The sequence below is a fragment of the Paenibacillus sp. OK076 genome (genome assembly GCF_900110055.1).
Classification (GTDB): Bacteria; Bacillota; Bacilli; order Paenibacillales; family Paenibacillaceae; genus Paenibacillus.
Genome location: NZ_FOCH01000001.1, coordinates 1,428,591 through 1,452,893, shown reverse-complemented (window position 1 = coordinate 1,452,893; position 24,303 = coordinate 1,428,591). Strand labels below are relative to the sequence as shown.

Below are 24,303 nucleotides of genomic sequence, written 5' to 3'. Positions count from 1 at the left end.
GAAGTGGTCGAAAATCAATCATCATCTCCCCAAACAGTGGAATCTGGCCTGCCGGTTCTTCAGATTCCACTGGATTTTGGGCGCCGTCAACAATCATTTAAATACGAGTCTGCTCATATCTCACTGGAATCGTCCCTGAGTCGGGAACTAAAACAAAAATTCGGCTCAGAAGGCATGTATCCAGCATTATTGTCTGCCTACGCAGCATTGTTGTTCCGTTTATCAGCCGAGCAGGAACTTGCCATTGGCACACTGGCTCCCGATCAGGCAGCTTCCCATGTGTTATTGCAGATTCAAGGCAAGTTAACCTTTAACGAGCTGATTCATCAGATTTCAGATCAACTCCAGCAGCATTACACGCCCCAAACCGGAGGCAATCCGGAAACGCTGTTCATGTTTAACAGTGTACAGCTGCCTAAAGCGCCTCAAATGTTAAATTGGAATGTTCGTGATGATCAGGATATGCTCACACTGGATCTGTTCTATGACAGTTCACTTCTTCATGAAGCTACGATCACAAGATATGCAGAGTATTATCAGACTCTTCTTCTGGCTATGCTGCGTGACAAGGACAAAGCCATTGGTACAGTGGACATTTTATCCGCTTCAGATCGACTGCTATACCGGGAAATGAATGATACCACCGTTCTCGAACCGGAGCATCAGACCATTCATGGCTGGTTCGAAGCAACAGCAGCAGAATATCCGGAATCGCCAGCAATTACTTCATCAACTGGTCGGTACACCTATAGAGAACTGAACGAACGTGCCAATCAGGTTGCCCGTGTGCTGTTATCCAATGGTTTGCAAAAAGGAGAATTCGTCAGCATCTTTATGGAGCGGAGTTTGGAAACGATTATTTCTTTGCTCGGTATTCTCAAAGCTGGCGGAGTATATGTTCCTGTTGATCCTGAGCATCCACAAGAACGCAACAGTTATATTGTCGAAGATACAGCTTCATCATTTGTCCTGACCAAAGAATCCTCTTTACCTGAAGCTTCACGTTTATTCTCAGGAATTACTACCGTTCGCCAAATCCTGGCCGTGGATGGACGCCTTGCCGGATTTGCAGCAAGCAACCCCAACCTGGATATTCAGCCAGACGACCTGGCGTATATCATCTATACCTCGGGATCTACCGGCAAACCGAAAGGTGCACTTATTGCCCATCGGGGTGTTGCCAATCTCGGTAGTGTGGTGCAAAGGGATTGCGATATTCAACCAGGTGACGTATTAACCCAGTTTGCTACATACAGCTTCGATGCATCAGTGTGGGATACGATTGGCGCCTTGTTCTACGGAGCAGAACTGTACCTGTTGTCGGCGGAAGAACGTGTATCCGTCGAGGAATTTGCGAGTGCAATTGAGCGCACAGGCACAACCATTATTACGATACTGCCAACCATCTTTTTCAACCAGCTTGCTTCCTTCCTGTCTGAAGAAGGCTTCCACAAGCTGGCCAAAGTCAAAATCATTACGGTGGCTGGTGAAGCACTCTATGGTGAGCAGGTTCGTGCCTTCCAGCGCAAGTTCGGCAACCAGATTGATATCGTCAATGTATACGGACCTACGGAATGTACGGTAGCGACAGCGACCCACCGAATTAGTGAGCAAGTTCCAGAAAGTGTCGTTAACATTCCAATCGGCAGACCGATTCATAACTATAAAGTGTATATCGTCAATGAAGAACAGCAGTTATGCCCGGTAGGCGTTCCTGGAGAGGTATATATAGCAACACCCGCTTTGGCCAAAGGTTATCTGAACCAGCCTGAGCGTACAGCGCAGGCATTCATTGATAATCCATTTGCTATCGATGAGAAAATCTATAAATCTGGCGATATTGCCAAAATGCTCGATAATGGATTGCTGGAGTATGTCGGACGCAGTGACTCCCAGTTAAAAATCCGGGGTCACCGGATTGAGATTGGAGAGATCGAGGATCATTTTGCGCGTCTGGATCAGGTTCAGGATGTTGCCGTGATTCCGAAGAAGGAATCGGATGGTCAAAACATGCTCGTAGGGTACTTTACATCCAAGGATGGCAGTACGCTTTCCGTTGCAGACATTAAAGCCGAGCTAACGGTTAAGCTTCCTTCCTATTTTGTACCGAAATGGATTTGTCAGCTGGATGAAATGCCGATCGCACCGACAGGCAAAATCAATCGTAAAGCGATGGTATCTCTGCCTCACGTAGAGCGTCATGAAGATCGACCTGATCGGGTACTGCCGGAGACGGAAACCGAAGCGATTATTCTGGAATCCTGGAAAGAAATTCTTCAACACGATGACTTTGGTGTGGAGGACAGCTTCTTCGCCATTGGTGGTGATTCTCTACGTGTCATCCATGTATTGGTCATTCTGAAGCCGCATTATCCACAGCTGAAAATTGCTGACTTTTTTGCCGAGAAAACGATTCGTGCCTTGGCACAACGTGTGGAGACGCTGGCTCAAGCTACAGAAGAAACTTCCCACTCCTCAGTAAATGACGGCGTGATCACCCAATTGTCAGAACATCCTGTAGAGCTGAGAACCCAGATTGGATATCCGGATATTCTGAATCCCGAGCATGTGCTCCTAACTGGGGCTACCGGATATCTTGGATCCCATGTGCTGCAACAGTTGATTCTAACTTCGAATACACGCATCTATACTCTTGTTCGCCGCCCCACAGACGGAAGTTCTGCGATGGAACGACTGAGCAGCGTCATGAAAGGTTACTTTGGACCGGAACTGCTACCTCTCCTCGCATCCCGCGTCGAGATTATCGAAGGCGATCTGGAACAACCGAATCTTGGTCTTTCAGCAGAGCAGACAACATACGTGCAAGAACGAATTGACCGTGTGATACACTGTGCCGCCGACGTACGACATTTCGGGGATGCAGCACAATTCGCCAAAACCAATGTAGATGGTACCATTGCCTTGCTTAAGCTTGTTCGCAGCAAACCGGGTGCCTCCTTCCACCATGTATCCACGATGGGAATACCGGAAGATCTTGCACTCAGTGGACAGTGGGAATCCTCATTGCAATATGATCGCTTCCCAGCGGATCTGCATGTGGACAACCTGTACTCGGACAGTAAACTTGAAGCAGAGAAGGTGCTTATGCTTGCTGCCGAAGAGGGTGTACCTGTGAGCATCTATCGTGCAGGTAATCTGACCTGTCATTCCGAGACAGGACGTTTCCAGTCTAATATCGATAGCAACGCCTTTTATCGTATGATTAAAGCAATGTTATTGCTGGGCAAAGCTCCGGCAGCCGACTGGATGGTTGATTTTACACCTATTGATTATGCAAGCCAGGCGATTGTACATCTGGCATTACGCCAGGACACAGCAGGACGGGTATTCCATATCTGTAATCCGGAGCCAATCAGCTACGATGATCTGATTCGTTCTGTGAATCGGGCCGGTTATGAAGTGGAAACTCTGCCTTTTGCAGAGTACACCAACTGGTTGTTCGATGGCAGTGTCAGCAAGGACCCTGAGGCGCTTCAACTGGCTATCGCCCAGCTTGAAGGAGACGGTGCCAAGGATTCTGCATACGTGTATGCCTCACCTGTAACAACTGCTTATGTGGAACCAGCCGGCATCACATGCGCCAAAACCGATGATCGTTTCATCTCAAAAATGCTCGAACATGCCATCGAGATTGGTTATTTCCCTAAGGCCGTCCGACCGCAGTTTGGCACTTCTCCAAAGATGGAATAAATCCAAAACAGTAAATGCATATTGTGCATCCATTGATGCATACAAAGAAAGCCACCTCAACGTCAGTGATGACGGATAAGGTGGCTTTTTTCCTTCAGGAAGACTTTTTAAATCCAGCGGATCAAGGCAATGACAGCCAAATGTGCAGGATAAAAATAACGCCAAATCCAACGCGGACCTTTCAGACGGAACCCTGCGTTATAATACTGGGCAATGGCAATGCCTGCGGTAGCAATTACGCTGTACATCTGAATAGAGCTGCTGTGCAGATAAATGTATAAAACATTTAAGAGCAAATGAGCCATTACCAGTACAGGACCCTGGAAGTAACGGAACAGCAATACAAGCAGTAATCCATACATACCATAATCCATATGGGTCATCTCCATGACCACACCAGCCACGATCACAATTGGAATTCCCAGCAAACGGACCGGAAGTTTATCGAGCACAAGCAATACGAGCAGGGCAGACCATAATGTCCATACCACATTCAGCGAAAAATGATTAAAAGCCGCCATAAAAGGTAATTGAGAGATCACTGCTATCCAGAATAACCGCCATATGTATTTTTGTACGTTGCGAGTATGTTTATAACCGATATACACGGCAAAAGCATAGATTGGAAAAGCAATCCGGCCAATGATTCGTAGCTCCCCCACTTGGGGGTAAAAGATGGCTCCGATATGATCGATCAACATCGTGATCATGGCTATCCATTGCATCATTTTGTGCTAATCCCTCCTGCTTATCCTGAACTTTGGGGTTCTCCAAGTCTTTCTTATATCTGAAGTTCATAATACATGAACTTGGTGTCCAGCGTATAGCCTTCCGACTCATATAATACCTGAGCCTTCTTGTTGCTTATTGCCGTAGAGAGCGCTATGCGCACAGCTCCACTCTCTTTCCCCAATAGTCGTGCAGCTTGCAGCAGCTTACGTGCAATTCCTCGCTGCCGATGATCCGCATGCACGTACAGATCATTAAGTACCCAAATTGGCCTCATGGACACTGAGCTAAAGCTGGGATACAGCTGTACAAATCCACCAAACTCAGCCGATAAAGGCTTATCCGTCAAGCTGCAATCACCTGCTTTTTCTGCATCCACTTCCGATTCTGCAATCAAAATAACAGATTCACTGCGTTCCATACGTTCTCTGATATATGCTCTCGCTCCGTTTAGATCTGTAAGCTGATCGTAAAACATCCTATATTCATTGAATAACCGCGCCACTCCGTTAACATCGCTAAGCTCAGCACGTCTGATCCGATACGCCATCTTCCCTCATCTCCTTATGTAATATGTCTCTACCCGCTTCATTCCACCCTCTTATTTTAAGGCAGAACTGACGATCTCCCCATTCATCATCTGCATCAAAGTTTGTAATATATTTCGATAATCCAAACTTAAAAGTATATTTCATTGGAAGCGTCGCACACTATAGTCAGATTACAGGCTCAGCATTACAGCATAGGGAGGCGAAACTGAAATGGAAAAGGACAATATCTATGAACAGGTTAAAGCGCTCTTGTTGGGTGTTGCCGACATGATCTATCAGCCATTTCAGGTCGGACCTTATCGCTGTGAACTCATTTATATTCAGTCCATAGTGGACACCCCTACTATGCGGGAAGCCATTATTAAGCCTTTGCTTGAGGAAGCCTCCCGAAATGAAATAGATCATCAATTCATTACTCGTATCGTGACCGGTTCCTTTTTCACCCTTAACAGCCACCACTCGAATTCAGCAGAATCCATAGTGGATGATATTGTGTCAGGTAATGCAGCCTTATATATCGAGGGTATTTCGGGCATGATCCATTTCGCTCTCCAAAATTATCAAAGGCGTTCCGTAGCGGAATCAACCAACGAAGTTGTAATTGTTGGTCCTCAGGAAGCCTTCATCGAAGATGTTCATGTAAATATGTCACTGCTTCGGCACAAGATTAAGCATCCCGATTTCAAAATGATCAAGTTCACCGTTGGAAAATATACCAAAACCGAGGTATTCGTTGTCTATATCCAAGGGTTATGCAAGCCAGACATTTTGGAAAATGTATTGGAAAGCCTTGGTAATATTGATATGGACAGCAGTTTGGGCGTAAGTTATCTGTCTGAATTTCTGGAGGACCATCCCCTCTCTCCTTTTCCGCAATATCAATATACCGAACGTCCCGATACGGTTGCTGCTGCACTGGTTGAAGGGCGGATCGGGGTCATGCAGGACGGAACACCGTTTTCCCTGCTCATTCCCGTAACCTTTTTCTCATTAATGCAGTCTTCGGAAGACTATTATCAACGATTTTATTCTGCCTCCTTTATCAGAATTATTCGTCTGCTGTTTGCCTTTATAGCCTTCCTGCTGCCATCCTTTTATGTGGCTGTTACCACATTTCACCCGGAAATCATTCCGACCAACCTGCTGATTACGATCGCTTCTGCTAGGGAGAACATTCCCTTTCCCGCCCTCATTGAAGCGCTCATTATGGAAGTGACCTTTGAAGGTTTGCGTGAAGCGGGGATTCGTATTCCGAAGCCGCTGGGGCAAACGGTTTCCATTATTGGCGGGATTGTTATTGGTCAGGCGGCCGTACAGGCAGGAATTGTCTCCGCACCACTCGTTATTGTCGTATCCATCACAGGTATTGCCGCCTTTATCATCCCGCACTTCGAACTCGGACTGGCTTTCCGGCTGCTTCGTTTTCCGGTGCTATTTATGGGTGGAACGCTGGGTCTGTTCGGCATCGTAATTTCGATCTATCTGATCTATTGGTATATGGTTAATCTGCGTTCATTTGGCGTGCCATACATGCAGCCCTTTGCCCCCCTTGTGCTGCGTGATATCAAGGATACGATCGTTCGTGTGCCCTGGTTTCTGATGAAGAAGCGACCAGCAGCTTACGAAGATGCGAATAAGAAAAGGCAAAAAACATGAAAACATTGATGATTACGTGCAAACTGAGTGTTGTTTTGATGTGCATTTTACTGTGCAGCGGCTGCTGGTCCAAAGTAGAGATAAATGAACGTACCTTTATTACGACCATGTATGTAGATAAAGGAGAAAAGCCGGGTGAAATTGATATTTCACTAAGTATGCCTCTGCCGAACCGCATCTCTCCGGAAGGAACGGGAGGACCCGGGAAAAATCCATATGCTCTCGTTTCGGCTACCGCATCCACCATCGCTGATGCTATGGAGAAAATCCAAACGGACCTCACACGAAAAATGTCCTGGGGGCATACACGGGTCGTGGTATTCGGTGAAGCATACGCCAGAGAGGGAATTCAAGATACGATGGAATGGATCTCACGTGAACCTTTGTTCCATCTTAGCAGTTACATCATGGTTGCGAAGGGCCGAGCCAGAGATGTAGCTGATCTGACTCCCGTTTTCGAAGAAACACCCAGTGATGTGTTAAGAGAATTTGCAACAGAAGAAAACATGCTAAAAACGCAAATGCTCAGTGTACTTATGGCTGACAAAATGAATCAGGGCTTTGCCGCCCCCTTGCTGGAATCAAGAGGAACCACGATGGCAAGTGAGGATAATAAACGTAAGCAATGGACCAGTCAGGTAGGTGGTGCTCTTTTCAAACAGATGAAGATGGTTGATTCGATCCCTCCCGATGAAGCAAGGAGCATTGCCTGGGCCAATCGCAAATTGGATACTTTGGCTGTCTCCGTGGAAACCGAGGATGAAAAAGCAAGTATGACGGTCTATAATACGAGTTCCAAAATCAAGGTTAGACTTGTAAATGGACAGCCTTTCTTTGATATTACTTTACGGGGGCAAGCAGAACTGAATTCCGTAATTCCGATTCTCAAGGTAAAAGATATTGTGGGTGTCAAACAGATCGAGCAAAAGGCCAATGAAAAGGTGAGTTCCTATCTAACAAACGCAATTAGAACAGGCCAACGCAAGAAAGCCGATATTCTGATGCTTGGGTATCGCCTGGAATGGGCATATCCTCGGATCTGGGAACAGTTGCGTCCCGTTTGGAATGATTATGTCAAAAACGAATTGCAGTTTAAGGTGCGTGCCCAGATTAACATCCAGTTTGTAGGTTCGGAATCCAGCTACTGATAGGGACAGAGGAAGCGTCAGGCCACTTTAGGAGGTAAACCAATGATCGCTGTTGTTTTGTTTGCCATACTGTACATATTGGAGTGGTCCATGATCAAATCCAGCAAAAAGGGAATGAAAAGGGCCTATTTCATTCTGCTGGGCTTATTTCTTCTGTGGAATACGTTGGCTGTCTCTGTAGCGGGCTGGCCTAATCCCAATGATGTCATCAGGCTGCTCTTTGGCTGGGCAGACCGCTTGTTTGGCTAAGAAAGGAGTACGCCATGAGCAAATTATCTTCCGGACAAGCGTACCGTTTTATGTTTGTCTTCCTGTATTCCGAACCCATTGCTTTCCTTTTGCAGCGTTTGTTCAAAATGAGCGGTTATCAAGGGTGGATATCCATCCTTGGCGGGTTTGCGATCAGTCTGATCCTTCTCTTTTCCACATACAGATTGGGAGCAATCCACCCGGATCGGCCCTGGATTGATTTTGGTGAAGAAATTGTGGGCAAGGTCATACACAAGATGTTCCTTGGTCTCATTGTGTTACTGTGCCTGTATTTGATATCCGTTGACGTAGAGAATTTCATCGTTTTTCTTCAATCCATGTACTTACCCGAGACACCTATATGGCTGACAGCAACCATAACCATTTTAAGCATCAGTCTTTCGGCTCGCTCAGGCTTGATTACCATTGTTTATTTATCAGAAGGCATATTCCTCGTGCAAATCTTCACGTCTACTTTTCTTATGCCTGCTGTAATGGGCGGAGGGAATCCTGATGTACTTCTTGCCATGATCACGCACCATGATCTGAAGGAAATTTTCACAGGCTCGGTTTCAACCATGCCCTGGTTTTCTGAATGGATGATGTTCCTGTTCCTCGCTCCTGCCATTGCTTTCCGGCGGCCAATGCTACGAAGCATGTTATTCGCAGGCTCTACGCTTGCATTATTCATTATCGTGTTCTGGATGTTTACGTTAATGAATTTTGGACCTTACGAAGCCAGCAGTCTTCGCTACCCTTTGCTGGAGATGATACGTTTTGCTCGCTACGGCGATTTTCTGGATAACCTGGACCCTTTCCTGATTGCCATCTGGTCTACAACCATGTTTACTCGCAGCTCGTTTCTGTTATATGTAGCCTCGGTTTGTCTGGCCAAACTGACCGGAGTCCGGCAGGAAAAAACGGTAGTTTACTTGCTTGCAGGAACTGCGGCCTCTTATGTGCTTCAATATGCAAAAGATGCGGCTTCCTATGAATTAGCCATTCGTTCTTATGCCATTGCTACATATGCCGTGCTTATCGAGTGTATGCCTATAGTATATGTTGCTGTCTACTGGCTGCGTTTTGGGAAGACCAAAAAGGCGAGCGAGGCTTCTGCTGCCCCGTCGCCTTGACAGTGTATTCAATTCAATTCAGTTCGACTTTTTTCGCTTGTGAGTAAGGATCAGTATCTGGAAAAATAACCCCTTTTTTCAAAATCAAATTGGCATACTGCGCACGTTCACCGGTTGCAATGATGGCATAGGCGTGAGAAGCCCTCTCATAAAAAGCAAAACGCTCTTCATGATCAAAGGCATCCGTGATGCCCTCATGTTCAAGGATCAGCCTGCGGTAGTCTTCCCAGATGATCGGCACCACCTGATCCCCCTTGACGACCTGCATAACGGCTGCCGGCCGCTCTGCGTACGTATCCAGTGGATACAAACTTAAAATGGCTTCCAGTAACTCCACGGTACCCAGCGCATCACAGCGAATCAGCCGCTTCGCATGACTGGCAGCGGGGAAGTTGCCATCAGCCAGGACCAGCTCGTCTCCATGACCCATTTCAGACATGATCTTCAACAGTTCCGGAGGTATTATTGCAGGAATGTTCTTCAGCATACTCAGCTCTCCTCAGTCAGCTCCAGAATCAGCTGGAGCAGATTCGTCTTCCTAACCTCACCATCATATTAACCCTATTTCCGCGATACAACGGCACTTCTATTTTATCAGTATTTACCAACGATTGCATATTTGAATGTTGCAGAAACATTATTTTACTAACCATTTACATATGGAAGGCATTTGTAACTGGCGCAGATTTTCATAAATCCGTTTTGACAAAATTAATTGTTTAGCATATAGTTGTTATAACAAGTAAATGAATTGTGACTATTTTATTGGAAGAAAGAGAGGTTTATATGGGGAACGACTATTCACTCGATCAATCCATTGGATTCATGCTGGGCATGACACACCGTAAGGCGTCGGCTGTACTAGCCATACGTTTCAAACCCTATGATATTACGACAGAGCAATTCTCCGTTCTGTTCAATATCGGTAGAGGCGAAGGCGTGAATCAGAAGGAAGTCGCCACTCGCGTTTATAAGGACCAACCCACAACTGCGCGCATTATTGATCTGTTGGAAAAGAAAGGCTGGGTCGATCGCCGGACCAGCGAACAGGATCGCAGAGCCTACTTGCTCTACTTGACCGAAGAAGGAAAAAAATTGCTTGACCAGCTTGTTCCGCTCGAAAGAGAAATGAATAAAAATCTGATTGAAGGTATTCCCGAAGACCAGATGGAAGCATTTAGACATACTCTTTCCCTCATGAACAGCAACCTGTAACGAATTTTACACCAGGGGGAATGAACAACAAATGAAATCACAAGCATCGCAAGTCAAATTATGGACCACCGATTTTATCCTGCTCATGTTATGTAACTTTCTACTCTTTCTTCAACTTCACATGATCGTATCCCCACTGCCTTCTTATGTGCAGGACCGTTTTCACGCCAATGCCTTTGAAGTCAGCCTCTTCACCTGTCTTTTTGCCCTTAGCGCCATTGCTGCCCGGCTCTATTCAGCCAAAGCATTGGAGAAGGGTCTTCGTAATGCCATGATCTATATTGGCCTGACAGTCGCCTTACTCGCTACACTCGGATATTACTTTGCTGCCGGGATTGCTGTCCTGTTATTGCTGCGCATGGTGTTCGGTATCGGATTTGGCATGAGCAGCACGGCTTTCCCGACTATGGCATCAGATATTGTACCTGTGAAACGGATGGGGGAAGGTATGGGCTATTTCGGCCTGTCCACAAGTCTGGCCATGTCCATGGGTCCCATTATTGGGGTTACCGTGCTCCAGGGCGCTGGATTCGTGACACTTATGTTATGTACGGCAGGTGTTATTGCGGTCATCTACCCGCTCAGCTATTCACTGACACGCAAGAAAGCTCGCAGGGTCAATGATGAGGCGGTACCGACCCCACCAGTTGGAACAGCTGCGATATCAGGCACCAAAGTAAAGACGCCTTTCAACCGCAAGCTGATTCTGCCAAGTGTACTGAATTGTTTGCTGTCCATCACGTATGGGGGACTGGTCGGATTCATCGTTTTGTACGGAAAGGAAGCCCACCTGGCTAACCCAGCGCTGTTCTTTTTGTTCAATGCTCTGGCTGTACTATTGGTCAGACCATTTGCAGGACGAATCTATGACAGTAAAGGTCCAAAGGCGTTACTGATTCCCGGAGCGATATTCATCGCTGCTGGACTGATCACGCTCTCTTACGCTTCATCGATGTCCATCTTGTTTGTGGCTGCATTTTTATACGGAATCGGATATGGTTCCATACAGTCCTCCATGCAGACCTGGATGATTCAGATTGTGTCCCCTTCACAGCGTGGTATGGCTAACGGTATGTTTCTGAATACGCTGGATCTGGGAATTGCTCTGGGAGCACTTCTGCTGGGTGCTATTGCTTCAATAACCAGTTATACTGATATGTACCGTTATTCCATTATGTTCATGATCCTGTTTCTTCTGATATACCTGATCCAAGGGAAACGAAATGGAGGTTTTGCTGTGCCTGTGCATCCGCTATTGAGTCATACACATATCTCCGCACAGGATTCCGATCAGCATAAGCACACTGAAAATGCATCTAAAAATAACACAACTACTCAACAAAAAGATAATTGATACAACTACGCTGCTGTAATTCAATTTCAGTAAAAACGCGTTTACTCTATGGAGGAAAATACATCCCTCAGAGTAAACGCGTTTTTTTATATTCTTATCAGAGTGGACTTTTCTTTCTACGCCCTGGCAGATAACCATTAGACTGATTCACTTCATCATAATCACGTTCACGATGATTTTGACCACCGCCTGATGTAGGCTGATTTCCTTTATCCGGCTTGACGGCCAATAACGTGAGTAAGCCTCCCACCGCCCCGGACGCGGCGAGAATCCCAAACAGAAGGAAATGGTGGGAAGAGATCAGCAATGACACAACAGGAGGACCTAGGGACACGCCGATAAAACGCATGCTGCTGAACAACGCCGTGATGGTGCCGCGCTGTTCCTTGTCCACCCCTTCAGTAACCATAGCATCCAGACATGGCAGTGTAGCCCCTATTCCTGCTCCGCCAAGGGTGAACAAACCCACAACTACATAAATGTTGTCAAAAAGCCCGATCACGCCAAGAGATACAGTTAAAACAGCGAGTCCGATGAACCCTAGCCATTTCATCCGTGTCTTGTTCTTTCCTATCCATTTTCCAGCAAAGAAAGACGCGAGACACAAGGCTGCCAGTGGTATGGCAAGCACAAGACCTTTAATGACACCCTTTAATTTGAACTCCGATTCCAATGTCTCCGACAGATAAAAGAGCACACCAAAGAGAACAAACATGCAAATACCGCCGATCGCAAAAATCGCATACAGCCAGCGGCCCTTTTCTTTCAGCACACTGCGGATGGAAGCCACAAATTCGGGAAAGCTCTGGTGTTCTTCTTTTCTTTTGGGTGTTTTCACCAGGAAAATAACCAAAACCAATGAAAGCACACAGAGCACCGGAATAGCCATAAAAGGCAAATACCAAATCCATACAGCCAGAGCTGCACCCAAGATCGGACTTAGAACCTTGCCGAAGGTATTCGAGGTTTCAATAATCCCCAGGCTCTTACTTACCTCGTTTTCATCATCAAACATATCGCCAACCAATGGGATGACAATCGGAAAAGCCCCTGCCGCTCCAATCCCTTGCAAAAGTCTGCCACCGAGAATGGTCCAGTATGCCGCATTTCCATTCAGCATCCAGGCCGCTCCTCCTGCTACCGCGCCTCCTGCGGCTGCAATGATGAGACTGGGAATAATGACGGCTTTCCTGCCGAAACGATCCGACAGATATCCTGCAAGTGGAATGAGCAGGATTGCGACGACCGCATAAACCGTAATTAACATGCTGACCTTGAATGAGGACACTTTCAATTCACGCTCAATCTGCGGAAGGATGGGGATCAGCATGGAGTTGCCCAGTGTCATAATGACCGGGATGGAAGCGAGTGCGACGAGGTCCCACTTTTTATCTTTCATACCTCAACCACCTTTACAGAATCAGAAAACAACAACGTTATTGTGGGTTGTTCTGCAGTTGAATATACGGCTTATGTAAAAAAGGTCACTTGGGATGACAACTCAAACAGGCTGCCGCACTAAATCCAGTGTCAGGACAGCCTGTTTGCCATGCATCATGAAGATCAACAAATCAACTTATTTCAACACAAATTGCTGGAGGGCTGCACCGCCCTTGAAAACAATACAGAGCTGGTTGATCTCACGCTCTGCCTTCAGGGAACAGCGAGCTGTGTTCCACTGAAGATTCTTCCCGTTGACTGTCCCAGCGGAACCGGGAACGACACAAGTGCCAAGCAGTGGACCTTCCGGACCTTTCGCCCGAATCTCCAATTCCCCACCTTCTCCGAAGGCTGCCACCCGACCCTCAAACCCACTAGCTTGCCGGAAAGCATTGTCGTGGAATGAAATCCAGGAAGAACGACCTTCACGATACAGCGGTTCGCCTGGAACAATGGCACGGATGGCTGAACGACCTTCCAGACACTCATCCAACAGAACGCCTGCATAAGCATCGTAATTTTCCGCATACGTAGGTATGTTCAGTGCTCGTTGAGGAATGGTTTCACCCTCGATGGGAATTTCTACGGTCTGACGAATATCTGCTGAGGAACGTCCAGCCATGATCGACCAGGCGGCGGATTCAAGACAATATTTGTCTCGAGTGACATCCCAGAAGGCCAGTTTCTGAACAGGAATTTCGAAAGATAGAGTTTCCACGGCGCCTGAAGCAAGATGGATACGCCGGAAGCCGATCAACTGACGTTGTGGTCGCTTCACCCGTGAAGTTTGCGCGTGCCCATACAGCTGCACCACTTCATCGCTGGCACGTTCCCCTTTGTTCTCAACCTGCACTTCAATCTTCAGCACATCATCTCCAGAAGATCCCTCTGCCCGCTCCACTCGAATCGCCTTATACTCAAAATCAGAATAGGTCAATCCATGACCAAAGGGATACAAGACTGGACCTTCATGATACATATAGGTTGTACCGTTATGAATAACGTCATAATCCATAATGTCTGGAAGCTGCGATTCATCCTCATACCATGTCATGTTCAGTCTACCAGCAGGAGCATAATTTCCGAGCAGAACATCCGCAACCGCATTCCCCAGTTCCTGGCCTGCATGTGTAAGGTATATGATTGCCGGAGCCACGTCTTTTAACTCTTGCAGTGCAAATGGATAACTGCCAATAATGACAACGACCGTATTAGGATTCACTTGGCAGACTTCTCTTACCATTCGGGCCTGCTCAGGCGGAAGCAGCAAACTTGGGCGATCAATTTCCTCTTTACCGTTAATATAGGGACTATTACCAACAACAACGACAGAAACGTCACTATTCTGAGCAGCTTTTTTCGCCTGCTCTATGCCGTTAGCAATAACGTCCAGCTTGAACACAGCAGGTTCCAGCGTCTCTTTGATGGCATTCGAATTGCCAGATGCACTCGAGTCCTCGTCCGTTTGTTCCGGCGTTGGGGACAACACCAGTTGTCCCTGATGTTCATTCAGCCTCAGTGGCAAGCCGTTCCACGTTCGCAGCATACTGCCTCCATCCGCTTGTGAATCAATCTGTACCACTTCCTTGACGAACCAGCCACCAATCTCCGGCGCATTCGCCTGATAGATGCCCTGTTCGGTTAATGAAACATAGCGATTGTTTTTCACACTGCGAAGCGTGTGACTTCCCCAGCCCCAGTCCTGATGGATGAATTCAGCGGCCTCCGCACTGCCTTCGGGAACGGCAACAAGTTTTCCTTCCGTACCAAGCGTGATTACCTTGCCATCGGCTGTCTTTAGACTGATGCGATCATTCCCATCGGCAAATGATACTTCTGCTCCGCCAAGCTTCTTGCGCAGTCCTTCCAAAACGGTAACTCGATAAGGCAGTGTGCCGCTATACCAATCGGTATAGACCACATCCGCGAGGGGACCGATTACGCTAACCTTCTGCAATCTTTCCGATTGGAGAGGAAGCAGTCCGTCATTTTGGAGTAATACGATAGACTCCGCTGCTGCTCTATAACTTAATTTGGCATGTTCAGGTGCACACAATACAGATTCCGATATCGAAGCATACGGGTTAAGTCCCGTCTGATCCAGTTGTCCAAGCCGCATCCGCACGCCAAAAATATTTCGAATGGCCCGGTCAAGATCCTCGACCTCCAGCAAGTTTCGCTCAAGCGCCTCTTCCAAGGCAGATACGACTAAGTCAACCTCGTCCGTCAGACAGTCCACACCTGCCTTTAATGCCCCTGCCGCCGATTCCGCATGCGTGGCATGATAACCGTGATAATTGACCGTCTGGGATAAATCTCCCCCGTCACACACGATAAATCCAGGCATGGCCCACTCACCTTTGACCACATCATTCACATATGGGCTTTCAATGGCGGGTGTACCGTTGATCGAATTGTAGGCTGTCATCATGGACAAGGCCCCGCCTTCTACGAAAGGCGTCTCGAAGGCTTTTAAATAATATTCACGCAAGTTACGCGGATCAATGCTGGATGAACAATTCAACCGGTCCTTCTCATTATTATTGGCAAAAAAGTGCTTAAGCGTCGCAACCATTTTAAGATAGAAAGAGTGGTTACCCTGCATGCCCTTCACAAGAGCAGCTGACATTTCACCTGTCAGTACGGGATCTTCACCATAACCTTCTTCCGTTCTGCCCCAACGCGGATCTCGTTCCAGATCAACGGTTGGCGCCCATAAGGTCAAGCCGTGACGCTCGGGTGCACGATGGTGGTATGCTCTGGCTTCATCTCCGATGACGGAACCAATTTCGCGCATGAGCTTGGTATTCCAGGTGCTCGACAGACCGAGCGGCTGCGGAAAAACGGTAGCCTCACCTATCCAGGCAACCCCGTGAGCCGCTTCGCCACCCACATTGTAGCCGGGTATTCCCAGTCGGGGTACTGCTGCTTCGCGTGTAGGAATTAATCGGATTTTCTCCTCCGTTGTCAGACGCGCAATCAAGTCATTTAATCGTTCTTCCAATGGCAATGTTGCGTCCCACATCGGATATTGAATATACTCTTTCATACTAAACCCTCCTACTTATTCGTTAAGTTTGAGTCTCTGCCATTCTTCCAATAGATCCAGTGTACGCTCGCGATACTTCTGCCCTGCCTCTGGCTGATCAACCTGATGTTCATGCACATATGCGTTAAAATAAGAGGAAAGTATGCGATAGGCCAAAAGGCGTGCCTGACCCTCATCGGTCATATTCTGTGACTGGCCATAGCCTTCATGAAAACCAGCTGATGATTCTGTCGATAAAATAGCCTCAAACTGCCTGTCCGCAAACATGGAACGATCCCCATCAATGATGGCGGCTATGTTTAGCTGCCCGTTCTCCTCATGAACAAGCACGTTAGCTTCCCACAGATCGTTATGAACAAGAACCGGAACAGTCACCTGATCAAATAAATCCTTATTTGTTATGAACATATCTGCGATTGCTTCTCCCACACCTGGCATATAGCCGACTTGTGACGCTTTGAGTGCCGTCTCTCCTGCAAAAGCGTGCAGCACCTCGGACCAATGATCCGAGCCTTTAATCGTCCCATCGCCCTGCGGCCAGCCAAACAATTCACCCTCAATCTGATGCATTACAGCCGTATAAGCGCCGAGCTGATGATATAATCGTTCTTTATCAGCTTCCGAAATCGATGAATGATCTAGCTGCTTACTAGGTATAAACTCCATAAACATATAGGTTCTCGGAATGATCAATCCGCTGTCATCACAGGCAATAATATTTGGCGCAGGAATGCCTGCTTTACGATAATATTCATAAACAACCGGTTCAGCAGACATCATCGTACGTTCAAATGAAAATAACGGATCGCCAGCAGAGCCGAGCGGCATCTCTACACGCTCTGGAGCCAAACGTAATATCACATCCGCGTACGACGCATGTTCAAGCTGAATTCGATACGTTGTATTAAAAAGTCCACCCTGCAGCAGTGCAAAACTCTTCACATTGGTAGCGGTTCCAAAAGTGTTCTCTACCAACTTATACAGCATCTCTGCTGTAATGGTTCGGTGTAAACCTGAATTCGTTGTACTCATTTGATATAATCCCCTATCTTTATCTGTCGCTTTATAAATTGAACTAAAGATATTTACATTTTCCACTCCAATGACAGAACAACCTTCCGAACGCTACACTTCTTCAGGTTATTTCTGTCTTCTACGTTCTCATGTAAAAGTTTAGTTCAATCTATAAATGATACTACCATTTCTTTTCAATAACCATATCTTCCAATGGCACGACAGTAGACAAACAGACGGCACCTTGCGGCACCGTCCTTCTGTTTATCCAATAAACATTACAGTTGAATTGTAAGCGAATCTGTACCTGCTGCTGCCGTAACGACAACACCATGTGCACCAGACGTTTGGGAACCGCCCTCTACGCTGGATACACTCTCCATGCCACGCAGCACGATATTCCATGGTTTTCCTGCACCTTCAGCACGAACTTCCAGAACAGATCCGTTACGGGATACGTTAACAAGCAGCTCCTGCTCAGCACTTTGGTTCACAACCACCGCTTGAGCGGAGTTGCCGTCAGCCAGTTCGAACAAGTGAAGGGACACATGATCCGCAAAGTCATAGTCCGGTTTGCTATCCACAGCACCCACAGCAATCAGGCTGTTTGGCTTCACCATCATTGGCAGTGTTTTGAAGTCATGGTTTTCGCTAATCCAGCGTCCACCTTCAACTTTGGCACCTGTCAGATAGTTGGTCCATGTTCCTTCAGGCAGGTAATAACGAACATCACCCTCCTTGTTGAAGATTGGAGCTACCAGGATCGAATCACCAAACATGTATTGAGTGTCCAGGCTGTATGTTGTTGGATCATCTGGGAAATCCAGCAGCATCGCACGCATCATCGGAATACCTTTGACAGTCGACTCCACCGCAGAATTGTAAAGGTACGGCATCAGGCTGATTTTGAGTTTGGTAAAGTCACGAACCACGTCCACGGATTCCTCGTCAAACAGCCAAGGCACACGATACGAAGTGCTTCCGTGTAAGCGGCTGTGAGAAGATAATAGTCCGAATTGTACCCAGCGTTTGTATACGTCAGGGGTTGCTGTGCTTTCAAAGCCGCTGATATCATGGCTCCAGAAACCGAAACCGGAAAGTCCAAGCGAGAGGCCGCCTCGGAGTGATTCAGCCATGGATTCATACGTAGAAGAGCAGTCTCCACCCCAGTGAACCGGGAACTGTTGACCACCTGCTGTTGCAGAGCGTGCAAACAGGGCAGCTCCGTTTTTGCCAATCTTCTCTTCGAGCAATTCAAATACAGCTTTGTTATAGAGCTGTGTATAATAGTTGTGCATTTTAACCGGATCAGAGCCATCGAAGTACACGACATCTGTCGGAATTCTTTCACCGAAGTCTGTCTTGAATGAATCGACACCTTGATCAAGCAGAACTTCCAGCTTGCTCTTATACCATTTCACAGCATCCGGATTCGTGAAATCTACCAGAGCCATGCCTGCTTGCCACATATCCCATTGCCATACGCTGCCATCCGCTGTTTTTACCAGATAACCGTTCTCCATACCTTCATCGAACAAGTAGGATTTTTCTGCAATGTATGGATTAATCCACGCACAGATTTTGAGTCCTTTTTCTTTCAGACGTGCAAGCATGCCTTCCGGGTCCGGGAACATCGCTTCATCCCATACAAAATCAGACCATTGGTATTCCTTCATCCAGAAGCAGTCAAAATGGAATACAGACAGCGGGAGATCACGTTCAGCCATGCCATCTACGAAATGGTTAACCGTTGCTTCATCATAATCTGTTGTGAATGATGTGGTCAGCCACAGACCAAACGTCCATGCAGGTGGAAGCGCTGGTTTACCTGTTAATTTCGTATAATTATCAAGTACATCCTTTGGATTGTCACCGCCGATAATGAAGTATTCCAACGTCTCGCCCTCTACGCTGAACTGCACTTTAGATACATTCTCCGATGCAATCTCATACGATACGCGTTCAGGATGGTTTACAAATACGCCATATCCTTTATTGGACAAATAGAAAGGAATGTTCTTATAGGACTGCTCACTGCTTGTACCGCCATCCTCATTCCAAGTATCGACGATTTGGCCATTCTTAACAAACGGCGTGAAGCGCTCACCGAGTCCATAAACGTATTCACCAATGCCGAGATCCAGCTGCTCGCGGAAGTACGCTTCCTTGCTCGGACCTGTAATATAACCAGCCGCTCTTTGACCGCTACCTGTAATCCGTTTTCCTCCATACAGGAAGCTGACGTCCCAACCATTCGTTTTGTCGATTTGAACTTCCAGATTGCCACTTTTCAAAACAGCGCCTTGTTCATTTTTTGAGATGTCAACATTCGCATCTTGCGTGTTAAGCTCAAATACAGGCCCTTTTTTCACTCCGCCTTTATGGTGATTCAAGGTTACACGAATAACATTAGGCATAGGTGAGCTGTACGTCGCTTTGAGCAATGTGCCGTTCAACGTGTCGCCTTTGGTGCGAATATATTTAGTTGCCGCATATACGGTCAAAGAATTCTCTTTTTGCACAATATCACGAATGTCAGTCGGGTTTTGAATGTGGTACCCTTCACGAGTCATCCAGAATCCATCAGTAAATTTCATGTTTTCTTTCCCCCTTCGGTTATACTATAATAATATTGACATTAATAACGAATTTCTTCTCATATTTTGACCAAATATATCACGATTCTGATAATTCTTATCCGATTCTTTATAAACACCACCAATCTATGGGAACGTTTACATTAATAATGATGCAAAAGGAGATTCTCATATGGAACGTGAACGATTACGGGAAGACCGGATTCACGGCAATGCCATGTATCCAGTCAGTGTGTACCCGGATATTCAGCAATTGAATGGCGATAGCATTCTTGATTGCCACTGGCACGACGAGATGGAGTTCACCATGGTGACTCAGGGCAGTGCTGTTTTTCAAATTGATATGAATACGGTAGAAGTCCAGGCGGGAGAAGCCATCTTTATCAATCGGGGAGAAATCCATGCAGGCTATCTGAAAGGCGATGTCCCCTGTGTTTTTTCATCCATTGTATTTAACCCAGAACTGTTAGGCAGTCGGACGTTTGATGCTGTACAGGAGAAGTTCGTTGGCCCACTTGTACACAAAACGATTATCCCCCCTTACCATATCCAAACCGATGAGGCGTGGGGGCAAGAAATTATCTTTCATTTGAAACGTATTTTCGCCGATCATGCCGCCGGGACACCCACCTGCGAGATGACGACCAAAGCTTACCTCTACCTAATATTTGCACAAATGTTTGAACATATGAGACCTGCTGCTCTCAAAGGCACCGTTCCGTCAGGCAGTCATGATAAAGTGGAACGCCTGAAATCAGTCCTAAGCTATATTCACAAGCGTTACCCCGAACCACTCAAGTTAAAAGAACTGGCAGATGAGGCTAATATGAGCGAAGGACACTTTTGCCGCTTTTTCAAACAGATGGTGCAGAAAAGTCCGGTCGACTATATCAACTATTATCGCATCCAGCAGGCCTGTCTTCAGCTTGAAAATACCGATCACAAAATTGTGGATATTGCCATGGACGTCGGGTTTGAGCATTTGAGCTATTTCATTACAACATTCAAGAAACACAAGAACATTACCCCGTCCCAATATCGCAAAATGTTTTATGAACAAGTGGCGATGGAACCTGCACTGGTCTAAGCTTAAATTCTTATTCGGAGCGGCACTCCGCACATTGAACTGACGATAATTCACTGTTCTCCACTTGTATATGAGTTAACAGATGCAAAGAAGGTGCTTCAGCCCTTTCAGCCGTAAGCACCTTTTTTATCATTCTGATGAATGGAATTTCATTTTAATTTTTCAGTGTCTCCCATGAGTTGTACTCATGCACCGAGAATCCGTTAAAGGACGAGTGCACACTTGCCATCTTCTCGACCAGCTTGAGCTGTGCTTCCATATATGCTGTACCCTCTTCATAAAAGGTAATAAAATCGCCTTCCTTGCTTTGCTTCGTCTCCACGGCAATTGATACCGTTTTACCCAAAAGTGACGCTTCCTCCAGCTCATCCTTCGCTACATTATAGATGGCCGCTGCCGTATCCCGGTAAGCCATAATGGTAATCGAGTCAAACTTGCGGATCATCCAGCTGCTTACATTCATTGTGGAACCCGGAATTTTATAACCATCCAGCCAGAAAGGCAGGTCAGCGGCTACAGGCATCTTCATCCGTGCGGCCCGATCGACGATGTATTGAACGTTCCCCTGCCACTGCGTAATCACACTGGCTTGATTGGTTTTCCACTCGGGATGTACATGAGGTTCAATGTCCAGATGGATGCCGGCAAACTTCTCATTGGGCTCTACTTGATTTTGATACGCTTCAACCCAGTCCAGAAACTCTGCAATTTGATCCCGGCTCTCCGTCAGTCCCCAGGCAGGTCTTCCTTCCATAACGTCCACGGCAATATTCTTCTCTCTGGCTTGACGAATGAACGATGTATAGTACGGAAGCTTTACATCCCGATTCATTTGTAGGTAGATCGTATTGATTTTGTTCGTTGTGGCGAACTTCAGCACTAGCTGAGGGTTACTTTGAATCTGCGTGGTGTCCCATACCCAGGTTGCTCTTACGGTTCCCTGTACCGTTCCATGGATGGTTTCATAACTGTCCACTGAGCCAAGTGCAGTGGCCTTGCAAACATACGTATTCCCTGCAAACAGCATGAAACAACTAATTAACAAAATGAATTGGTACCTTCTTTTGCTTTTCATATTTGTACACTCCCTTTGATGTTATGCAGCTCTATCGTGCAAATCTCGATGAAATTCTGTCGTTTTATATTCATTCATTGGATACAATTTCGATGTACGACTATTTACATTGCTTTTATATGCAACATCATCTCTTAGACTTACGACGAAAGAATCATATAACATTATTTCGGGTATTCACACTTCTGTATTTATAGTTCCAAAGTCTCATTTATGAGAAACTTTTTAATTTTAGCCTAATTCCACCCTAACATGGGTCACTTTTTGCATATGTACAACAGACGACTCAAGACCTAGTAAGCGTTTTCCTGTGAAAATAAAAAAGGCCGCCCAAAGGCGACCTTCACTTCTCTACCCGTTTCTAGGAAGAACGGGCACGCTATTATTCGTTAATTCCCAGCTGGAGCAGCCGGTGTATTCTCCACCATCTCATCAAACAGGGATACCAGCTCAATGCCTTCTGCCGAAATGCGTACCAGCCCTTTATCAGACAACCGCAATTCCGGAATAACAACAAGCGCCAACAGAGACAGCGTCATAAATGCATTATTTAATGTACAGCCAGCAGCCTGTAACGCTTCACTAATCGCTGCAGATTGAGCTGCTACCACTTCAAAAGATTCCGTAGACATCAAGCCTGCAATGCGCAGCGGGAATTCGGTCACACCAGACGCAGTCACGACAGCTACGCCGCCCTGCATTCCAATAACCCGGTTGCCCGCCTCAGCCATCAATGCGTCATCATTCCCGATAATGAGCAGATTGTGACTGTCATGTGCAACGGTCATCGCAATGGCCGCAGGACCTGTGAAGCCAATGCCCCCAACAAGAGCAACGGCGCGATTGCCCGTTTGTTTGTGGCGCTCCAGCACCGCAATTTTGCAGATTTCACCTGATGTTGAAACGACGACATTGCCATGTTCCACCGTAACATTAACATGCTTCTCCTTGGTATCCACATGGTTCTCTGTCACATGAATCACTTTTGCTCCAATCATACCTTCGGTAATCGGCGCAGACAGTTCCATGTCCTTCGGCTGAATATTCGCTTCCAGTTTCACGGTATTCAGCGCCTCTTCCGGGTATGTGAAGCTGTCCCAGACCGCCGTCATTTTGCCGTTCTCTGCCACGACATGCCCTGCGGCAATCGTCATGCCTACACGGACATCAGCCAAGCGTCCATCGAGCAAAATAATATCGGCGATATTCCCCGGAATAACCGCACCAACGTCGCGTGCTACACCGAAACGTTCAGCCGTATTGATCGTCGCCATCTGGAAAGCGGTAACCGGCTTTACCCCTTGAGAAATAGCCAAACGTACAACAAAGTCCATATGGCCTTCTTTGAGCAGCGACTCAGAACTCCGGTCGTCCGTCACCAGCATCATTCGGCGTGTATCCAGGCCAAGCTCTGTGCAGGCTTTGATCGTTTCCGCCACGTCATGCCACGCAGAGCCCTGACGCATTTTGGCGTACATGCCAAGCCGCAGGCGTTCCACCACATCTTCCTTCGTAACACATTCATGATCCCCCGTAACGCCGCTTGCTGCGTAGGCTGGCAGACGCCAGTCATCCGCTGCCCAGGTGAAGTGACCGTCTGCCACCTTGCCCGCTCGGAGCGTCGCCTGAATCTCACCGATCATCGTCTCGTCCCCGTACACAACCCCAGGGAAGTTCATCACTTCACCAAGGCCAATCATATCCGGACCCCAGGAGAGGGCTTCCGCCACTTCTTCCGGTCCAATATAAGCGCCAGTGGTCTCCAGTCCAGGATGTGTTGAAGGAACACAGGAAGCCACCTGCATATAAGCAGCCATTGGCGTCGTCCGAGCTTCATCCAGCATCAATCGCAGACCTTTGAGCCCAAGCACATTGGAAATCTCATGCGGGTCAAAGAACCCTCCCGTTGTACCGGAAGGCAGCACGGCTCTCGCAAACTCCGTTACTTTCATTTGAGTACTTTCAATATGACAGTGCCCATCCAGCAATCCGGGAGCAATGTATTTGCCTTCTGCCTCAATAATACGTGTATGCTCTCCGATCGTATGGCTTACATCTTTGCCAACATATGCAATCCGGGATCCCTGTACCGCTACAGACATGCCCGGCAAAATTTCACCCGATATCACATTAACCAGTGTTCCGCCCCGAATGACCAAGGTAGCAGGCAAGTCTCCCCGTGCTGTTGCCACCAGATCCGGTACGCAATCCGCCATTAATGGGCGTTCAAAAGATGGTGTGTTCATGTTGCTGCCTCCTTCATTAAATAAACGATCATAAAAAAATAGATTGTTA

The 24,303-nt window shown here is 47.0% G+C and carries 17 protein-coding genes; 8 read left to right on the top strand and 9 right to left on the bottom strand.

Annotated elements, in window-relative coordinates:
• The first annotated feature begins 3 nt into the window (after nucleotides 1-3).
• Nucleotides 4-3,711, top strand: a complete 3,708-nt coding sequence (locus BMY78_RS06590; protein WP_090895800.1) for a non-ribosomal peptide synthetase family protein — start codon at nucleotides 4-6, stop codon at nucleotides 3,709-3,711.
• A 107-nt stretch (nucleotides 3,712-3,818) separates the two neighbouring features.
• Here BMY78_RS06590 and BMY78_RS06585 read toward each other — a convergent pair whose 3' ends face one another.
• Together BMY78_RS06585 and BMY78_RS06580 are read right to left on the bottom strand one after the other, a co-directional pair.
• Nucleotides 3,819-4,439, bottom strand: a complete 621-nt coding sequence (locus BMY78_RS06585; protein WP_256221973.1) for a TraX family protein — start codon at nucleotides 4,437-4,439, stop codon at nucleotides 3,819-3,821.
• A gap of 53 nt (nucleotides 4,440-4,492) precedes the next feature.
• Nucleotides 4,493-4,990 (bottom strand): GNAT family N-acetyltransferase, encoded by a 498-nt coding sequence (locus tag BMY78_RS06580; protein WP_090895798.1) that lies wholly within the window; start codon nucleotides 4,988-4,990, stop codon nucleotides 4,493-4,495.
• 211 nt (nucleotides 4,991-5,201) lie between these two features.
• Between BMY78_RS06580 and BMY78_RS06575 the strand changes: the two genes are divergently transcribed.
• The 4 genes from BMY78_RS06575 to BMY78_RS06560 are packed head-to-tail and all read left to right on the top strand — an operon-like array spanning nucleotide 5,202 to nucleotide 9,177.
• Complete coding sequence (locus tag BMY78_RS06575; protein WP_090895797.1) at nucleotides 5,202-6,647, top strand: spore germination protein; 1,446 nt, start codon at nucleotides 5,202-5,204, stop codon at nucleotides 6,645-6,647.
• Nucleotides 6,644-7,795 (top strand): Ger(x)C family spore germination protein, encoded by a 1,152-nt coding sequence (locus BMY78_RS06570; RefSeq protein WP_090895795.1) that lies wholly within the window; start codon nucleotides 6,644-6,646, stop codon nucleotides 7,793-7,795. The genes BMY78_RS06575 and BMY78_RS06570 overlap by 4 nt, the downstream gene beginning before the upstream one ends.
• A gap of 42 nt (nucleotides 7,796-7,837) precedes the next feature.
• Nucleotides 7,838-8,044 carry a hypothetical protein gene (locus tag BMY78_RS06565; protein WP_090895792.1) on the top strand — a complete coding sequence of 69 codons (207 nt, stop codon included), beginning with the start codon at nucleotides 7,838-7,840 and terminating at the stop codon, nucleotides 8,042-8,044.
• Nucleotides 8,045-8,058: 14 nt separating this feature from the next.
• Nucleotides 8,059-9,177 (top strand): GerAB/ArcD/ProY family transporter, encoded by a 1,119-nt coding sequence (locus tag BMY78_RS06560; protein ID WP_090895791.1) that lies wholly within the window; start codon nucleotides 8,059-8,061, stop codon nucleotides 9,175-9,177.
• Nucleotides 9,178-9,190: 13 nt separating this feature from the next.
• On the opposite strand, the gene BMY78_RS06555 is transcribed toward BMY78_RS06560, so the two are convergent.
• Entirely contained in the window at nucleotides 9,191-9,664 is a 474-nt protein-coding gene (locus BMY78_RS06555) for an RbsD/FucU family protein (RefSeq protein ID WP_090895789.1), read from the bottom strand.
• Between the two features lie 299 nt (nucleotides 9,665-9,963).
• On the opposite strand from BMY78_RS06555, the gene BMY78_RS06550 reads away from it, so the two are divergent.
• Entirely contained in the window at nucleotides 9,964-10,392 is a 429-nt protein-coding gene (locus BMY78_RS06550; RefSeq protein WP_090895786.1) for a MarR family winged helix-turn-helix transcriptional regulator, read from the top strand.
• Between the two features lie 31 nt (nucleotides 10,393-10,423).
• Complete coding sequence (locus BMY78_RS06545; RefSeq protein ID WP_090895783.1) at nucleotides 10,424-11,746, top strand: MFS transporter; 1,323 nt, start codon at nucleotides 10,424-10,426, stop codon at nucleotides 11,744-11,746.
• Nucleotides 11,747-11,843: 97 nt separating this feature from the next.
• On the opposite strand, the gene BMY78_RS06540 is transcribed toward BMY78_RS06545, so the two are convergent.
• From BMY78_RS06540 to yicI, 4 genes are all read right to left on the bottom strand, one after another.
• Nucleotides 11,844-13,145, bottom strand: coding sequence for a bacillibactin exporter BcbE (locus BMY78_RS06540; RefSeq protein ID WP_256221972.1), 1,302 nt, complete (start codon nucleotides 13,143-13,145; stop codon nucleotides 11,844-11,846).
• A 177-nt stretch (nucleotides 13,146-13,322) separates the two neighbouring features.
• Nucleotides 13,323-16,235, bottom strand: a complete 2,913-nt coding sequence (locus BMY78_RS06535; protein ID WP_090895781.1) for a glycoside hydrolase family 3 C-terminal domain-containing protein — start codon at nucleotides 16,233-16,235, stop codon at nucleotides 13,323-13,325.
• A 15-nt stretch (nucleotides 16,236-16,250) separates the two neighbouring features.
• On the bottom strand, nucleotides 16,251-17,267 hold the full coding sequence (locus BMY78_RS06530; RefSeq protein ID WP_090895779.1) for an aminoglycoside phosphotransferase family protein: 1,017 nt from the start codon (nucleotides 17,265-17,267) through the stop codon (nucleotides 16,251-16,253).
• A 260-nt stretch (nucleotides 17,268-17,527) separates the two neighbouring features.
• The gene (yicI, locus tag BMY78_RS06525; RefSeq protein WP_090895777.1) at nucleotides 17,528-19,846 is read right to left on the bottom strand and encodes an alpha-xylosidase; all 2,319 of its coding nucleotides are present in this window, start codon (nucleotides 19,844-19,846) and stop codon (nucleotides 17,528-17,530) included.
• A 172-nt stretch (nucleotides 19,847-20,018) separates the two neighbouring features.
• On the opposite strand from yicI, the gene BMY78_RS06520 reads away from it, so the two are divergent.
• On the top strand, nucleotides 20,019-20,933 hold the full coding sequence (locus BMY78_RS06520) for a helix-turn-helix transcriptional regulator (RefSeq protein ID WP_090895775.1): 915 nt from the start codon (nucleotides 20,019-20,021) through the stop codon (nucleotides 20,931-20,933).
• Between the two features lie 154 nt (nucleotides 20,934-21,087).
• Here the strand turns inward: BMY78_RS06520 and BMY78_RS06515 are convergent, their stop codons facing one another.
• Complete coding sequence (locus BMY78_RS06515) at nucleotides 21,088-22,008, bottom strand: hypothetical protein (RefSeq protein WP_090895773.1); 921 nt, start codon at nucleotides 22,006-22,008, stop codon at nucleotides 21,088-21,090.
• A 389-nt stretch (nucleotides 22,009-22,397) separates the two neighbouring features.
• Nucleotides 22,398-24,254, bottom strand: a complete 1,857-nt coding sequence (locus tag BMY78_RS06510; RefSeq protein ID WP_090895771.1) for an adenine deaminase — start codon at nucleotides 24,252-24,254, stop codon at nucleotides 22,398-22,400.
• Nucleotides 24,255-24,303 lie beyond the last annotated feature (49 nt).

Coding starts and splice junctions, on each gene's coding strand:
- BMY78_RS06540 (WP_256221972.1), bottom strand. CDS start 13,145: ATGAAAGATAAAAAGTGGGACCTCGTCGCACTCGCTTCCATCCCGGTC.
- BMY78_RS06580 (WP_090895798.1), bottom strand. CDS start 4,990: ATGGCGTATCGGATCAGACGTGCTGAGCTTAGCGATGTTAACGGAGTG.
- BMY78_RS06515 (WP_090895773.1), bottom strand. CDS start 22,008: ATGAAAAGCAAAAGAAGGTACCAATTCATTTTGTTAATTAGTTGTTTC.
- BMY78_RS06545 (WP_090895783.1), top strand. CDS start 10,424: ATGAAATCACAAGCATCGCAAGTCAAATTATGGACCACCGATTTTATC.
- BMY78_RS06575 (WP_090895797.1), top strand. CDS start 5,202: ATGGAAAAGGACAATATCTATGAACAGGTTAAAGCGCTCTTGTTGGGT.
- BMY78_RS06520 (WP_090895775.1), top strand. CDS start 20,019: ATGGAACGTGAACGATTACGGGAAGACCGGATTCACGGCAATGCCATG.
- BMY78_RS06510 (WP_090895771.1), bottom strand. CDS start 24,254: ATGAACACACCATCTTTTGAACGCCCATTAATGGCGGATTGCGTACCG.
- BMY78_RS06530 (WP_090895779.1), bottom strand. CDS start 17,267: ATGAGTACAACGAATTCAGGTTTACACCGAACCATTACAGCAGAGATG.
- BMY78_RS06555 (WP_090895789.1), bottom strand. CDS start 9,664: ATGCTGAAGAACATTCCTGCAATAATACCTCCGGAACTGTTGAAGATC.
- BMY78_RS06550 (WP_090895786.1), top strand. CDS start 9,964: ATGGGGAACGACTATTCACTCGATCAATCCATTGGATTCATGCTGGGC.
- BMY78_RS06560 (WP_090895791.1), top strand. CDS start 8,059: ATGAGCAAATTATCTTCCGGACAAGCGTACCGTTTTATGTTTGTCTTC.
- BMY78_RS06565 (WP_090895792.1), top strand. CDS start 7,838: ATGATCGCTGTTGTTTTGTTTGCCATACTGTACATATTGGAGTGGTCC.
- yicI (WP_090895777.1), bottom strand. CDS start 19,846: ATGAAATTTACTGATGGATTCTGGATGACTCGTGAAGGGTACCACATT.
- BMY78_RS06585 (WP_256221973.1), bottom strand. CDS start 4,439: ATGATGCAATGGATAGCCATGATCACGATGTTGATCGATCATATCGGA.
- BMY78_RS06570 (WP_090895795.1), top strand. CDS start 6,644: ATGAAAACATTGATGATTACGTGCAAACTGAGTGTTGTTTTGATGTGC.
- BMY78_RS06535 (WP_090895781.1), bottom strand. CDS start 16,235: ATGAAAGAGTATATTCAATATCCGATGTGGGACGCAACATTGCCATTG.